This window comes from Massilia sp. MS-15 (assembly GCF_020176695.1).
Classification (GTDB): Bacteria; Pseudomonadota; Gammaproteobacteria; order Burkholderiales; family Burkholderiaceae_D; genus Telluria; species Telluria hydrophila.
This window is the reverse complement of record NZ_JAIWIA010000011.1, coordinates 48,174-62,341: the sequence shown is the minus strand read 5'-3', so window position 1 is coordinate 62,341 and position 14,168 is coordinate 48,174. Positions and strand designations below refer to the sequence as shown.

At 67.0% G+C, this 14,168-nt stretch carries 9 protein-coding genes; 2 read left to right on the top strand and 7 right to left on the bottom strand.

The features are described 5' to 3' along the window. Nucleotides 1-122: 122 nt before the first annotated feature. Nucleotides 123-5,840, top strand: a complete 5,718-nt coding sequence (locus LCI23_RS06280) for a YDG domain-containing protein (RefSeq protein WP_224945438.1) — start codon at nucleotides 123-125, stop codon at nucleotides 5,838-5,840. 96 nt (nucleotides 5,841-5,936) lie between these two features. Here the strand turns inward: LCI23_RS06280 and LCI23_RS06275 are convergent, their stop codons facing one another. Together LCI23_RS06275 and LCI23_RS06270 are read right to left on the bottom strand one after the other, a co-directional pair. Next, nucleotides 5,937-6,137 carry a hypothetical protein gene (locus LCI23_RS06275; RefSeq protein WP_224945437.1) on the bottom strand — a complete coding sequence of 67 codons (201 nt, stop codon included), beginning with the start codon at nucleotides 6,135-6,137 and terminating at the stop codon, nucleotides 5,937-5,939. 46 nt (nucleotides 6,138-6,183) lie between these two features. Continuing rightward, entirely contained in the window at nucleotides 6,184-7,824 is a 1,641-nt protein-coding gene (locus LCI23_RS06270) for an NAD(P)/FAD-dependent oxidoreductase (RefSeq protein ID WP_224945436.1), read from the bottom strand. Nucleotides 7,825-7,961: 137 nt separating this feature from the next. On the opposite strand from LCI23_RS06270, the gene LCI23_RS06265 reads away from it, so the two are divergent. Then, on the top strand, nucleotides 7,962-8,339 hold the full coding sequence (locus LCI23_RS06265) for a group III truncated hemoglobin (RefSeq protein ID WP_224945435.1): 378 nt from the start codon (nucleotides 7,962-7,964) through the stop codon (nucleotides 8,337-8,339). A 15-nt stretch (nucleotides 8,340-8,354) separates the two neighbouring features. On the opposite strand, the gene LCI23_RS06260 is transcribed toward LCI23_RS06265, so the two are convergent. The 5 genes from LCI23_RS06260 to LCI23_RS06240 all read right to left on the bottom strand — a co-directional run bounded on the left by LCI23_RS06260 (nucleotide 8,355) and on the right by LCI23_RS06240 (nucleotide 14,147). Beyond that, nucleotides 8,355-10,565, bottom strand: coding sequence for an OsmC domain/YcaO domain-containing protein (locus tag LCI23_RS06260; RefSeq protein WP_224945434.1), 2,211 nt, complete (start codon nucleotides 10,563-10,565; stop codon nucleotides 8,355-8,357). Between the two features lie 211 nt (nucleotides 10,566-10,776). Beyond that, nucleotides 10,777-11,202 carry a DoxX family protein gene (locus LCI23_RS06255; protein WP_224945433.1) on the bottom strand — a complete coding sequence of 142 codons (426 nt, stop codon included), beginning with the start codon at nucleotides 11,200-11,202 and terminating at the stop codon, nucleotides 10,777-10,779. A 76-nt stretch (nucleotides 11,203-11,278) separates the two neighbouring features. Next, on the bottom strand, nucleotides 11,279-12,064 hold the full coding sequence (locus LCI23_RS06250) for a dioxygenase (protein ID WP_224945432.1): 786 nt from the start codon (nucleotides 12,062-12,064) through the stop codon (nucleotides 11,279-11,281). Nucleotides 12,065-12,162: 98 nt separating this feature from the next. After that, entirely contained in the window at nucleotides 12,163-13,077 is a 915-nt protein-coding gene (locus LCI23_RS06245) for a LysR family transcriptional regulator (protein ID WP_374041148.1), read from the bottom strand. Next, nucleotides 13,074-14,147: an AAA family ATPase gene (locus LCI23_RS06240; protein ID WP_224945431.1), complete on the bottom strand. Its 1,074-nt coding sequence runs from the start codon at nucleotides 14,145-14,147 to the stop codon at nucleotides 13,074-13,076. Before LCI23_RS06240 ends, LCI23_RS06245 begins: the two co-directional genes overlap by 4 nt. Between the last annotated feature and the right edge of the window lie 21 nt (nucleotides 14,148-14,168).

Genomic DNA, 14,168 nt, shown 5'->3' with positions numbered 1-14,168 from the left:
GCGAGACCGGAGGCATTCTGACCGTTGGGGCTGAAGATGGCGCACTGGACATTCAAGGCAAACTCGATAGCAGCGGCGGTGTAACCGGCGGCATTCAAACCCTGCGTGGTCTATCGCTGACTGTGGGCTCGTCTGCAACGGTCAACGCTTCAGGAGGGGAGACCGGAGGCATTCTGACCGTTGGGGCTGAAAATGGCGCACTGGACATTCAAGGCAAACTCGATGGCAGGGGCGGCGTTACCGGCGGCGTTCAAACCCTGGCCGGCTCCAGTGTCTCAGTGGGTAAAGATGCCAGCGTCGACGCGTCCGCCACTGGAGACGGTGGGACCATTGCGATAACCGCTTCCAACGGTCTGCTCGATATCCAGGGCAAGGTCGACAGCACTGCAGGCGGCGGCGGTGGCAGCCAAGCACTGTCTGGTATCGGCGTCACCATCGGCAACGAGGCCATCATCGACAGCCGTGCCGGCGCAGGCGGTGGCGCGCTCGCCATCGATGCTGGTTCGGGTTTGCTGGATATCCAGGGCCAGGTGCGCAGCAATGCCGCGGGCGGCGGCGGCAGCCAGACCCTCAGCGGTACAGGCGTCACGATCGGAACGGCGGCCTTGCTCGACACCTCTTCTTTCGACGGAGGTGGCGCGCTGATCGTCAATGCACGGGACGGCAGGCTCGACATCCTGGGCAGAATCAACACCTATGCCGGTGACGGAGGTGGCGGGCGTCAGGACTTTGCAGGCGCCAGCATCAGCGTGGGCAGAGACGCGCGCCTGATTGCCTCGTCCGACAGTAGCGGCGGCGCGCTCGGGATGACTGCACACAACGGGGAACTCGATATTCAGGGAGGCGTTTATAGCAGCGGTGGCGTCGCTGGCGGAGAAATCACGCTGTCCGGCAGCACGGTGACAATCGGCGCGGACGGTTTCGTGGCGGCCAATGGGGGTAGTGGCGGCGGAAATATCGATATCCGCGCCCGGGATGGCCTGTTGGCCATCGATGGCAGGGTATCCAATGCGGTGTACGAAGGTAGCGGCTCCGGCAATGTTGGCATGAGGCTGATCGGCTCTGCGGTCCGCATCGGACCGGAAGCGCTTCTGGACACGTCGCGGAACGGAACAGGCCAACTCGTAATCGGCGCGAGAGAAGGATCACTCGACTTCTCGGGGACGGTAATGGCTTTGGATTCCGCAGGCGAAGGCTCCCGGGGAAGTGTTGGAATGTCGGGGACCTCCATCCGCCTGCTTGACGGAAGCAGTATCAACACGAACAGACTGGTCTTTTTCACCGGTGTCAGCGAGAGCGCTCCATTGGTCAACACGCTCACCATGCAAGGCAGCACCGTCCTGGCCGGCAGCCGCGGAATCCATATGTTTGCTTCTGACGTTAATCTGAGCGGATCCACCTTGTCTTCCGAATCTGGCCCGATCGAGATCGAATCCGATCGAATGACACTGAATCATGCAACCCTCGCGTCGAATGCCAGCGGAACGACGATCAGGTTGGAGACGCGGGATTTTTCTAACACAAATAGCCAGTTGTCAGCGAGTGCAGGCCGCTGGCTGGTCTATTTGAAAAAGGATGGTCGCTTCGATGCGGATGCTTTCTCCGATCTCGATTACCGGTTTGTCCAGGTCGATGCGATTCGCAACGGTGAATGGGAGACACCCGTCCTGTCCGGCGTAGGCCAGAATGGCGTCCTGATGGCCGACCCGCTTATCCCCAAGCTCAAGCTCGTCGTCCGCGATTACGACGGCACGCCCGACGCCAACTTCCGCGACGTCCTCTCGCACGATCTTCCCGACGGCTTCGACGTGCGCCGCAGCGGCGACTGGACCTTCGCTCAGGGCGAATTCGAAAACAAGAATGTGGGAACCGACAAACGAATCACGCTAGGCGGCAACGCGTCCCTGTTCAAGATCCAGACCTCGAAGGGAATCGATGTCTATGGCGCCCAACCCTATTATGTCGGCGACATTGAGCAGCGTCCGGTCACCGTGGGCGACCTCGCGGCCGCCAACAAAGTCTATGATTCCACACGTGACGCCAGCGTCAGCGGGAGCCTGCGCAACGTCATCGAGGGCGACAACGTCTTCCTCGATGGGCTGCACGGCCAGTTCGACACCAAGCATGTCGGCAACGACAAGCCGGTAACGGTCACATACGGCAATCTCGGCGGCAGGGATGCGGATAACTATGTCTTCCGCCCTGACGGGGAACTGCGCACTTACGCAGATATCACGCCATTGCGCGTGACAGGCGGCGCGTTCACCGCCATGGACAAGGTCTACGATGGCACGCGCAACGCGCAGGTCACCGGTACTCTGTCGGGCATACTGCCGGGAGACGATGTCGAGATCGACCGGTTCACCGGTCTGTTCGACACCAAGAACGTGGGCAACGACAAGACTGTGACGATCAGCGCGAGCGGCGCGGCCGGACGCGACGTCGGCAACTACATCATCGACGTCCCGCTCACCACCACCGCCTCGATCACCCCGCGCGAAGCGCAGATCGAAATCAGCTCGGAAGTGGCGAAGATCTACGACGGCAGCAATGCTGCAAGCCTGGGTGCAGGTCAGTATTCACTGAGCGGCATCCTTGCCAGCGACGCGGTGACGGTGACGGGCCCAACCCAGGGTGTTTATGATAACCGCAACGTCGGCCAGCAGAAGACGGTTACCGTGAACGGCCCCTTCGTCATTGCCGGCGCCGACGCCATCAACTACAGCTACGGCGGTGCCGTGCTGGACGGTAGCGGCGCGAACAGCATCACCACCACCGCGAGCACCGACGTGGGCCGGATTACCGCGCGCGAGCTTATCTTGACCGGCGTCCAGGCCCACGACAAGATGTACGACAGGAATACCGATGCACACCTGAGCGACGGCAAGCTGTCGGGTGTGATCGGCAACGATTCCGTCAGCATCGGCACGCTTACCGGCCAATTCGCCACCCCGGATGCCGGCACGGGCAAGGAAGTGCTGGTCTCCGCCAGCGGCCTGACCGGCGCGGACGCCGGCAACTATACGCTGGCGCCGTCATCCCTGCGCGCGACTGCCAACATCGATCAACGAACACTCAACCTGCAAATCCTCTCGGGCCAGAGCAAGGTCTACGATGGCACTCCGGACATCGAGGTCGATGCCGACCTTGCGGGCGTATTGGCTGGCGACACCGTGCAGCTCGGCAGCCTGTCCGGTCGGTTCGACGACAAGAACGTTGGCGACAACAAGCTCATCACCCTCACCAATCTCGGCAATATCCTGCTGGGTCCACATGCACACAATTACACTGTCGATGCGAACGGCACCCTCAGGGGAAGGATCGATCCGCGCCCTGCGCAGATCAGTATCGACGGCACCATTAACAAGGTTTACGATGGCAGTCCCGGTGCCGCCCTGGGTGCCGGGCAATATACGCTGGCTGGCATCCTGGGCAATGACCTCGTACGGGTCACCGGTCCCACCCAGGGCCAGTACGACAGTGCCAACGCCGGGACCAGGACGGTCACTGTCACCGGGCCCTTCGACTTGACCGGTGCCGACGCCGGCAACTACAGCTATGGCGGCGTCAGGCTGAACGGCAACGGCACGAACACCATCACCACCAGCGCCAGCGGCATCGGCAACATCGATCGCCGCACCCTTACCCTGTCGAATCCGCGGGCCAACAACAAAGTCTACGATGGCACGATGAATGCCAGCGTGGACGTTGACCTGTCCAATGTGGTCGGCCGCGACCAGGTCAGCCTGGGCTCGCGCAGCGGCGCCTTCGACAGCAAGCATGCCGGCGACAACAAGCGGGTAACCATTACTGTGGGGGGGCTGCAGGGTCAGGATGCCCACAACTACCAGCTGCCAGTGGCGAGCACCACCACCACCGCCAGCATCAGCAAGCTGACCCTGTCCACCGACGGCATCCGCGCCAATGACAAGGTGTATGACGGCAATGACACGGCCATCCTGACCGGCGCGCCGACCGGCGTGTTGGCCAACGACCAGGTCACGATCGCCCCGCTCGCCGGTAGGTTCGACAACAAGAATGCCGGTACCGGCAAGACGGTTCTCATCACCGGGGGTGCCCTGTCGGGCCTGGACGCCGGAAACTACCAGCTTGACAACACGCCGCCCATCACTGCGGCGATCACGCCCCGTGCGGTCACGCTCGCGCTGATCGACGAGCCGGTGAAGGAGTACGACGCCACCAATCGCGCAAGCCTTGGAACTAACCCGTACGAGATCGGCAACCTGGTAGCGGGCGACCAGGTCGTCGTGCGCGGTCCTGGTCAGGGCAGCTACGACACGCCCAACGCGGGCGAGGTCAAGACCGTTACCGTCAGCGGCCCCTTTTACTTCACGGGACTCGATGCCGGCAACTACAGCCTGAACGGCACGCGCCTGTCTACCGGAATGAGTGCCAGCGTGGCCGGCACCGGACAAATCACGCGCGCCGTCCTGACCTACCAGGCCAACCCGGCGGTGGTCGAGTCCACCCAGCCTTTCGGCACCCTGACCGGCACGGTGACCGGATTCAAAGGCGAAGACAACATGGGAAGCGCCACCACCGGCCAGCTGGCCTGGCAGGCCCAAGCTACAAATGGCTCGTCCCCGGGAACCTATCCAATCCATGGAACCGGCCTCAGCGCCACCAACTACGATTTCGTGCAGGCGCCCGCGAACGCCAGCGCACTCGTGGTGCGCCCGAGCCAAACCATCGGCGACATCAACAACAGCGTAACCAACGCCGCGCTCGCCGCGCTGGGCGGCACCAGCCCGGTGCCGAACCTGCCCCCGGCCAGCAGCCCGGTGGCCGACAGCACCGGCCCGGGAGCCGCCAAGGCCTTCAGCCCGGTCCGCATCGGCTCGATGAGCCAGGAGGAACTGGCCCAGATGCTGGCCCAGCGCCGCAGCTTCAAGCAGAACCTGTTCTCGGCGGCGATCTACAAGCTGGAGATGGACCCCAGCCTGGCCGACCTGCAGCCCTGCACCACGGTGATGGAAGCGTCCTCCGGCGCCTGCCGCATCAGCGCGGCCCAGCTGGAACTGCTGCACGCCGCCCGCCCGCAAGCCCATGTGCAGGAGCAGACCATGGGGCGGGCCGTGGCGAAGACCTCGAACCTGCCGAAGATCGAGCGCAAGATCGCGGTCCTGTTCGGCGTGAACGAGTACAGCGACAAGGCCATCCCGCGCCTGGAAAACGCCATCACCGACGTCGACGCCATCGCCAGGCTGTTCGACGAAAAGCTCGGCTACGAGGTGCGGGTGCTGCACAACCCGGGCAAGGCCGAGATGATCCGCGCCCTGAACGCGCTGGCCACCGAAGTGGGCAGCGAAGACAGCGTGGTGGTGTACTACGCCGGCCACGGCTACTCGCTCGAGAAGAACGGCGCCGGCTACTGGCTGCCGTCGGACGCCGCCGCCAGCGACCCGCGCCAGTGGATCTCGAACAGCGACGTGGCCAAGATCCTGTCCGGCATCCGCTCGCGCCAGATGGCGCTGATTTCCGACAGCTGCTATTCGGGCGCCTTCGCGCGCGAGGGCATGGCGAACGTGGGCAGGAACGTGAACGCGGACGATGTGCTCAGCAAGCGCTCGGTGGTGGTGCTGTCCTCGGGCGGCGACGAACCGGTGCCCGACGAAGGCCGGGGCAACCACTCGATCTTCGCCTGGAACCTGATGCAGGTGGTTGGCTCGGTCGCGAACTGGAAGCCCGGCAGTACCGTCTTCGAGGGCGTGCAGGAAGCGGTCAGGAAGGAGTTCCCGCAGACGCCGCAGTACGGCGCCCTGACGGCGGCCGGGCACCAGACCGGCGGCGACTATCTGTTCGAGTTCCGCTCGCGTTGAAACAGGAGGGGGCGGCGCGGGCGCGACCGGCCGCGCGCCACCGCCCCGCTCCCGTCAGGACGGGCACAAAGGCGCTCCCTGCCCAGGCTTGCAGCGTCAGGCCAGCATGCTGGCGATCGTGTTCACCGCCAGCGCCACGCCTTCGGCAATCAGCTTGGCGCCGACGCCTGCCAGCAGCAGGAGCAGCACCAGCTGGACCATGCGCAGCGCCAGTTCATGGCCGCGCCAGCGGCGGCCGAAACGCAAGGGACGGTGGAACTGTCCTGCCAGGTGAGATACTGTCGGACGAAGTTTCATGATGGTCTCCCGATCCAAGCATGCCTGGAAACAGCATACTCCCCGATCAGCTGCGCTGCAAATGCGCGCCACTGCCGTGCGTCCCTGCCGTGCGCCGGCGCGTGAAATCGCGCAGGATCTCGCGCGCCGCGTTGTGGCCGGGTGCGCCGGTAACGCCGCCTCCCGGATGGGTGCCTGCGCCGCAGGTGTACAGGCCGGCCACCGGCCCACGGTAGTCGGCGTGGCCGAGCATCGGGCGCGCCGCGAACAGCTGGTCGAGGCCGAGCGCGCCGTGGAAAATGTCGCCGCCCACCAGGCCGAAGGTGCGCTCCAGGTCGAGCGGGCTGAGAATCTGCCGGCCCAGCACCGCGCGCCGGAAGTTCGGCGCGTGGCGGTCCACCGTATCGATCATCAGGTCGGCCACCCGCTCGCGCGCGTCGTCCCAGCTGGCGCCGCTGGGCAGGACAGGCGCCACGTGCTGGCAGAACAGGCTGGCCACGTGCTGGCCGGGCGGGGCCAGGCCCGGGTCGAGGGTGGACGGGATCAGCATTTCGACGATCGGCTCGCGCGCCCAGCCCAGGCTGCGCGCATCGTGGTAGGCGCGCTCCATGTAGGCCAGGCTGGGGGCGATGATGATGCCGCTGCCGTGGTGCTCGGCCGGCGCCTTGCCGGGCAGGCAGCGAAAGTCCGGCAGTTCCGACAGCGCCACGTTCATGCGGAAGGTGCCGGAACCGCAGCGCCAGGCCTGCATGCGGCGCAGGAAATCGGGCGGCAGCGCCGCCGGGTCCACCAGCCGGGTGTACAGCAGGCGCGGATTCAGGTTCGAGACCACGGCGCGCGCCGCCAGGCGCTCGCCGCGCGCGGTCACGACGCCGGTGGCGCGTCCATCGCGCAGCAGCACCTCGTCCACCGCGCAGTCGAGCCGGATCTCGACGCCCTGGGCCCGGGCCGCCTTCGCCATCGCCGCCGTGATCGCGCCCATGCCGCCGAGCGCATGGCCCCAGGCGCCCTTCCTGCCGTTCACCTCGCCGAACACATGGTGCAGCAGCACGTAGGCGGAACCCGGCGTGTAGGGGCTGGCGTAGTTGCCCACCACGCTGTCGAAGCCGTAGGCGGCCTTGATCGGATCGCTCTCGAACCAGCTGTCGAGGTGGTCGCCGGCCGATTTGGTGAACAGGTCCAGCAGTTCGCGCTGGGCGGCCAGCGGCAGCCTGGCCATCCGCCTGCCGATGCGGCCGGCCTTGAGCAGCTCGGGCAGGGCCGCGAGCCAGCCGCCCTGCACCAGGTTCGGCGGGGTTTGCAGCACCAGTTCACGCAGCAGGTCGGCGGCGCTGTCCAGGTGGGCGTGATAGGCGTCAAGGCGGGCGGCGTCGCGCGGCGAGAAGCGCGCCACCTCGGCCGCGGTACGGCCAGGGCCGAGCTTCAGGTAGCGCGATTCGTCCAGCGGCAGGAAGTTGGCGAGCGGACGCTCGACCACGCGCAGCCCGTGGCGCGCCAGGTCCATGTCGCGGATGACCCTGGGGTTGAGCAGCGACACCGTGTAGGCGGCCACCGAATTGCGAAAGCCCGGATGGAATTCCTCGGTAACCGCGGCACCGCCGACCACCGGCCGGCGCTCCAGCACGGTCACCTTCAGGCCGGCGCGCGCCAGGTAGAACGCGCAGACCAGGCCGTTATGGCCGCCGCCAATGACGATCGCATCTCGCATCCGCACCTCCGTGGAAGAACACAGCCATTGTGTGCCATCGGAAGCGAAAACACCAGGCGCCGCGGCCGGCCCGGCTGGGCCGGGATGCGGGAATCTGCCACAATGGCGTCCTGTCCCCCTCTCTCTCTGACCGCACCATGCATTCCGAACTGAACCGCGACGCGATCGCGACCCTGGTCGCCGACTTCTATGCCGACATCCGCCGCGACACGCTGCTGCAGCCGGTCTTCGACGGCGCCATCGGCGAGCACTGGGACGCGCACCTTGGGCGCATGGTCGATTTCTGGTGTTCGATCATGCTCGCCAGCGCCGAGTTCAAGGGCAATGTGTATGGCAAGCACATGGCCCTGCAGGGCATCGGGCCGGAGCACTTCCGGCGCTGGCTCGGCCTGTTCGACGCGCATGCGCGGCGCCTGTTCGCGCCCGACATCGCCGAGGCCTTCCTGGCGGCCGCGCGCCGCATCGCGGCCAGCCTGCAGTACGGCTACTTCGGGCGGGTCGACGTCGCCGGCTGAGCCCTTCCGCGGTGTTCAGCCGCGGGCAGCGGTGGTGGCGAGGGCCGCGCGCGCCTTGTGCAGCTTGCGGTAGCTGTCGATCAGGCGGTGGTGCCGGTCCAGGCCTTCCAGCGCCATGCTGGTGGGGGTCAGGCCATGGAAGCGCACGCTGCCGTCCACCGAGCCGAGCACCGCGTCCATGCGCGCGTCGCCGAACATGCGGCGCAGGTTGTGCTCGAAGTCGCCGATCTCCAGTTCCTCGTCCAGGGTCACGTGCAGCACCGCGTCGAGCGCCTGGTAGAACAGCTTGCGCTCGACGGTATTGTCGTTGTACTGCAGGAAGGCGCCGACCAGCTCGTGGGCCTCCTCGAAACGCCGCAGGGCCAGGTTGATGAGCAGGCGCAGCTCGAGCACGGTGAGCTGGCCCCAGTCGGTGTTCTCGTCGAACTCGATGCCGATCAGGGTGGCGACGTCGGAATACTCGTCGAGCTCATTGTTTTCCAGGCGCTCCAGCAGCCCGTCCAGCTTCGCCTCGTCCAGGCGGTGCAGGTTCAGGATGTCTTCGCGGAACAGTAGCGATTTGTTGGTGTTGTCCCAGACCAGGTCCTCGACCGGATAGATCTCCGAGTAGCCCGGCACCAGGATGCGGCAGGCCACCGCGCCCAGTTCGTCGTGCACCGCGATGTAGGTTTCCTTGCCCATGTCGGCCAGGATGCCCAGCAGGCTCGTCGCTTCCTCGGCGTTGGCGTCCTTGCCCCGGGCGGTGAAATCCCACTCGACGAAGTCGTACCCGGCGCGCGCGCTGAAGAAGCGCCACGACACCAGGCCGCTCGAATCGATGAAATGCTCGACGAAGTTGTAGGGTTCGGTGACGGCTTCGCTGGCGAAGGTCGGCGCCGGCAGGTCGTTCAGGCCCTCGAAGCTGCGCCCCTGCAGCAGCTCGGTCAGGCTGCGCTCCAGCGCCACCTCGAAGCTCGGGTGCGCGCCGAAGGAGGCGAACACGCCGCCGGTGCGCGGGTTCATCAGGGTCACGCACATGACCGGGTATTGCCCGCCCAGCGAGGCATCCTTGACCAGTACCGGGAAACCCTGCTCTTCCAGGCCCTGGATGCCGGCCAGGATGCGCGGGTATTTGGCCAGCACCTCCTGCGGCACGTCCGGCAGGGCGATCTCGCCTTCCAGGATCTCGCGCTTGACGGCGCGCTCGAAGATCTCGGACAGGCACTGCACCTGGGCTTCGGCCAGCGTGTTCCCGGCGCTCATGCCGTTGCTGGCGTACAGGTTCTCGATCAGGTTGGACGGGAAGTAGACGGTCGCGCCGTCCGACTGGCGCACGTAGGGCAGCGCGACGATGCCGCGCTTCGCATTGCCGGAATTGGTGTCGACCAGGTGCGAGGCGCGCAGTTCGCCGTCCGGGTCGTAGATCGGCAGCGTGTGCTCATCGAGGATGCCTTCGGGGAGCGCGTCGTCCGGCCCCGGCTGGAACCAGCGCTCGTTCGGGTAGTGCACGAAGTCGGCGCTGGCGATGTCCTGGCCCCAGTAGGCGCCGGCGTAGAAGTGGTTGCAGTTCAGGCGTTCGATGTATTCGCCCAGGGCCGAGGCCAGCGCGCTTTCCTTGGTCGCGCCCTTGCCGTTGGTGAAGCACATCGGCGAATGGGCGTCGCGGATGTGCAGCGACCAGACGTTGGGCACGATGTTGCGCCAGGATGCGATCTCGATCTTGATGCCCCAGGATGCCAGCAGGGCCGACATGTTGGCGATGGTCTCTTCGAGCGGCAGGTCCTTGCCGGGAATGCAGGTGCGCGCGCCGGCGTCCGGCTGCAGGGTCAGCAGGGCCTGGGCGTCGGCATCCAGGCTGTCGACTTCCTCGATCACGAACTGCGGCCCTTCCTGCACCACCTTCTTCACGGTGCAGCGCTCGATCGAGCGCAGGATGCCCTGGCGGTCCTTGTCCGAGATGTCGGCCGGCAGCTCGACCTGGATCTTGAAGATCTGCTTGTAGCGGTTCTCCGGGTCGACGATGTTATTTTGCGACAGGCGGATGTTCTCGGTCGGGATGTCGCGCGTATTGCAGTAGAGCTTGACGAAATAGGCCGCGCACAGGGCCGACGAAGCCAGGAAGTAGTCGAAGGGGCCGGGCGCCGAGCCATCGCCCTTGTAGCGGATCGGCTGGTCGGCGATGACCGTGAAGTCGTCGAACTTCGCTTCGAGACGCAGCTTGTCGAGAAAATTGACCTTGATTTCCATGTGGTGATCCTGAATGAAGCCTGAGGCGGATGGATGAGCGTAGGGTGGGCAGGTCCCCTGCCCACGCGTTCAGATCGCGCTGCGTTGCAGGCTCCGCGGCGAAGCGCCAGGCGAACAGCAGGCGAACAGATGGCGAATACCGTGGCACGATCCAGGGGCGTCATGATACGCGATTCCCCCGTTCGCGGCTTGGAAACCGGCCAGTCCAGCCTTAGTTGAAGCGCCCCCCGGCCCCGCCCAGGCTGTAACGCCCGGCGCCCAGCAGGGCCACGGCCAGTGCCGCGGCGAAGTACATGCCCTGCAGTTCGAGCGCCCAGCCGCCGGTCTCGTTGAGCGTGAAGAACTGGGCGGTATGCGCCAGCAGCACGGCCACCACCATGTTGATGAGCACCACCAGCGCCGCAGGGCGGGTGAACAGGCCCACCAGGATGAGGAGCGGCGCGACCACTTCGCCCACATAGACCCCGTAGCCGAACAGCGCCGGCAGGCCCATCCCCTGCAGCATGCCGGTAATGAAGCCGATACCGCCGGACAGCTTCGAGATGCCGTGGAACAGCAGCAGGGCGGCGAGCGCGACGCGCAGCACCAGCTTGCCTTCGTCGTCCAGGTTGCGGTAGCTAGGATTCGTGGTGTGCATGATTGCTCCCGATTGAAGTATTAAAGTGTTGCATTGACATCATCGCCGCCTGCGCACGGCGTTGGCGCACTGCTGGCTACTGGAAGGCGTAGGCATCCATCGCCAGCACGCCGTGCTCCACGCTCGCATGCAGGCGCGTGGCACGCGCACCAGGACCGGCCGCGCCCAGGGCGACGAACAGCGGCAGCAGGTGTTCGTCGGTGGGATGGTTCTGCACCGCGTGCGGGGCCGCGTGGCGATAGTCGAGCAGCGCGGTCTGGTCGTTGGCCGCCAGGCGCGCCGCCATCCAGTCGCCGAAACCGGTCACCCAGTCGGGCACCGGCGCATCCACGCCCTGTCCGCGATAGGCATGCAGGTTGTGGGTCAGCGAGCCCGACGCCAGCACCAGCACCCCCTCCTCGCTGAGCGCCGCCAGCGCCCGGCCGATGCGCAGGTGGGCGGACGGGTCGCCACGGTGCAGGATCGAGAGCTGGGTCACGGGCACGTCGGCGTCCGGATACATCAGGCGCAGCGGCACCCAGGCGCCGTGGTCCAGGCCACGCCCGGGGTCGCGCCGCGTGGCCAGGCCCGCCGCCTGCAGCAGCGCCGCCGCCCGTTCGGCGACATCGTGCGCGCCGGGCGCCGGGTAGTCGATCTGGTACAGGGCGGGCGGGAAACCGCCGAAATCGTGGATGGTGGCGGGGCGCGGCGCGCAACCGAGGGCCGGCGCCCCGATGGTCTCCCAGTGCGCCGACACGGCCAGCACCGCGCGTGGCCGCGGCAGCGCGGCGCCGAGCCCGGCCAGGAAGCGGCGCGCCGGGCTGTCCTGCAGCGCCAGCATCGGCGAGCCGTGGGAAACGAAGAGGGTCGGTAGTCGGGACATGGTGTACTCCTGCTGGGACGCGGCGAGTGCCACATCGACATCACCATGATATTGACATCAAGGATGAAGATAAACAGGCGAAACGGCACTACACTGTTTCATTCATCGGAACAATCTTCCCAGTCCGCTCCCGCCAGGGCTTCAGCCAGGAAGTCGATCACGACCCTCAGCTTAGGAGCAAGAAACTTGCGGGAGGGATACACCGCGTGGATGCCCAGTTCCACCGAACGCCAGCCCGGCAGCAACTCCCGCAGGCGTCCCGCGGCCAGGTCGGCGCCCACCATGAAGCTCGGCTGCAGGATGATGCCCAGCCCGGCCAGCGCGGCGATGCGGCAGGTGTCGCCGTTGTTGGCGCCCATGCGCGGCTGGACCCGCACCGCCTGCTCGCCCGCCGGCCCGCTAAAGCTCCATTGTTCGCCGGCCGCGAACAGGCTGTAGGCGATGACTTCATGCCGTGCCAGGTCGGCCGGCATGTCCGGCTCGCCGCGCGCCGCCAGGTAGGCCGGCGCCGCGCACAGCACCAGCCGGGTGCTGGCCAGGCGCCGGCTCACGAGCGAGGATGACGGCAGCTGGCCGATGCGCACCGCCAGGTCGTATCCCTCTTCGACCAGGTCGCTGACGCGGTCGGACAGCGTGATGTCGAGTTCCAGCGCCGGATGGCGCGCCAGCAGCGCCGGCCACAGCGGCGCCAGGTGCAGCAGCCCGAAGCTCACCGGCACGTTGATCCGCACCAGGCCAGTGGCGGCCGCGCTGCCCGAGGCGGCTTCCGCTTCCGCCTCGTCCAGCCGGTCCAGCAGTTCGCGGCAGCGCGCGTGGAAGACTTCGCCTTCGCTGGTGGCCGACAGGCGGCGGGTGGTGCGCTGCAGCAGGCGCACCCCGAGCCGCTCCTCGAGTTCGTTCACGTGGCGCGACACCGTGGCCTTCGACATTCCGAGCCGGCGCGCCGCCGCGGTGAAGCCGCCGGTGTCGATCACGGTGGCGAACACCCGCATTTCCTGGAACCGGTCCATCATGCCCCAATCCTCCCTTCCCCTGCCCGCCGCAGCAGCGCCAGGGCGGTGGCCACGCGCCGCTCCACCGGTCCTTCCAGCAGCGCATGGGGGACGCCTGCGCGCGCCAGGCGCTCCAGGTACCAGCGGTGCTGGCGCGCGCGGAAAGGCGCATCGCGCCGGGTGCCATCCTGCACGAATGGAAAGTCGGGCGCGCAGACGAAGCAGAAGGCGTAGCGCCGTGCGGCCAGCGCCTGCACCACCGGATCGACCCGGCCATAGCCATCCTCGCTGTAGCAGGCGGTGGTGAGGGCGCTGCCGTCGCACACCAGCCAGCGGCCGGCGGCACGCGCCAGGCGCTCTTCCTCGTCCACCTGCGCCTCGGCGATGGCGCGCATGTCTTCGTACACCAGCCGGCCGCCCTTCGCTTCCCAGTACAGCCGGCCCATCTCCGGCACCAGGGCGGCGCCGAGCGCGCCGGCCAGCGCCCCGCCCAGCGTGGTCTTGCCGCTCGACTCGCCGCCCAGGATGCAGATGCGGTCCACGAAGCTGGCGTATACGATGGGGTCGAGCAGGTGCCGGTGGCGCTGCGGATCGGCGCGCACCTGCGTGCCCGACACCGGCACCGCGCGCCGCGCCGGATCGACGCTCACGTGCACGACCTGCATCCGGCGCCCGCTCCAGTCGGTGAAATGCGCCGCCAGCGCCGCGGCCAGGCCGTCACCGTAGGCTTCGCTGGTGAACACCGCGTCCACGCTGCAATCGGCCAGCGCCCAGCACAGCCAGGCGGTGAACGCGCGGTGCACCGATGCCGGCGCCTCGTTCGCGGGCAGGGGCATGAGCGGGGCGATGCCGCGCCGCGCGCAGGCCTGGGCCACCCGGACATCGTCCAGCACCAGCCGGCGCACCATGGGAAACAGGCTGGCCAGCCAGGCCTCGCGCTGCAAGGCGTCGCAACGCGGAAATGCCGGTTTCGTGTAGCTGAGCACGAGTACCTCGTCGCAGGCGTCGAGGGCGGCCTGAATCAGGTGCATGTGGCCGCGGTGCAGCGGGCAGAACTTGCCCACCACGAGGCCGAGACGGTGGGCCTTCATGCGCTGCGGTCTTCGGTGGGC

What these genes read in the sequence shown, in the direction of transcription:
- LCI23_RS06255 (WP_224945433.1), bottom strand. Translation starts at nt 11,202, where the DNA reads ATGCACACCACGAATCCTAGCTACCGCAACCTGGACGACGAAGGCAAG.
- LCI23_RS06265 (WP_224945435.1), top strand. Translation starts at nt 7,962, where the DNA reads ATGCATTCCGAACTGAACCGCGACGCGATCGCGACCCTGGTCGCCGAC.
- LCI23_RS06270 (WP_224945436.1), bottom strand. Translation starts at nt 7,824, where the DNA reads ATGCGAGATGCGATCGTCATTGGCGGCGGCCATAACGGCCTGGTCTGC.
- LCI23_RS06240 (WP_224945431.1), bottom strand. Translation starts at nt 14,147, where the DNA reads ATGAAGGCCCACCGTCTCGGCCTCGTGGTGGGCAAGTTCTGCCCGCTG.
- LCI23_RS06260 (WP_224945434.1), bottom strand. Translation starts at nt 10,565, where the DNA reads ATGGAAATCAAGGTCAATTTTCTCGACAAGCTGCGTCTCGAAGCGAAG.
- LCI23_RS06250 (WP_224945432.1), bottom strand. Translation starts at nt 12,064, where the DNA reads ATGTCCCGACTACCGACCCTCTTCGTTTCCCACGGCTCGCCGATGCTG.
- LCI23_RS06275 (WP_224945437.1), bottom strand. Translation starts at nt 6,137, where the DNA reads ATGAAACTTCGTCCGACAGTATCTCACCTGGCAGGACAGTTCCACCGT.
- LCI23_RS06245 (WP_374041148.1), bottom strand. Translation starts at nt 13,077, where the DNA reads ATGATGGACCGGTTCCAGGAAATGCGGGTGTTCGCCACCGTGATCGAC.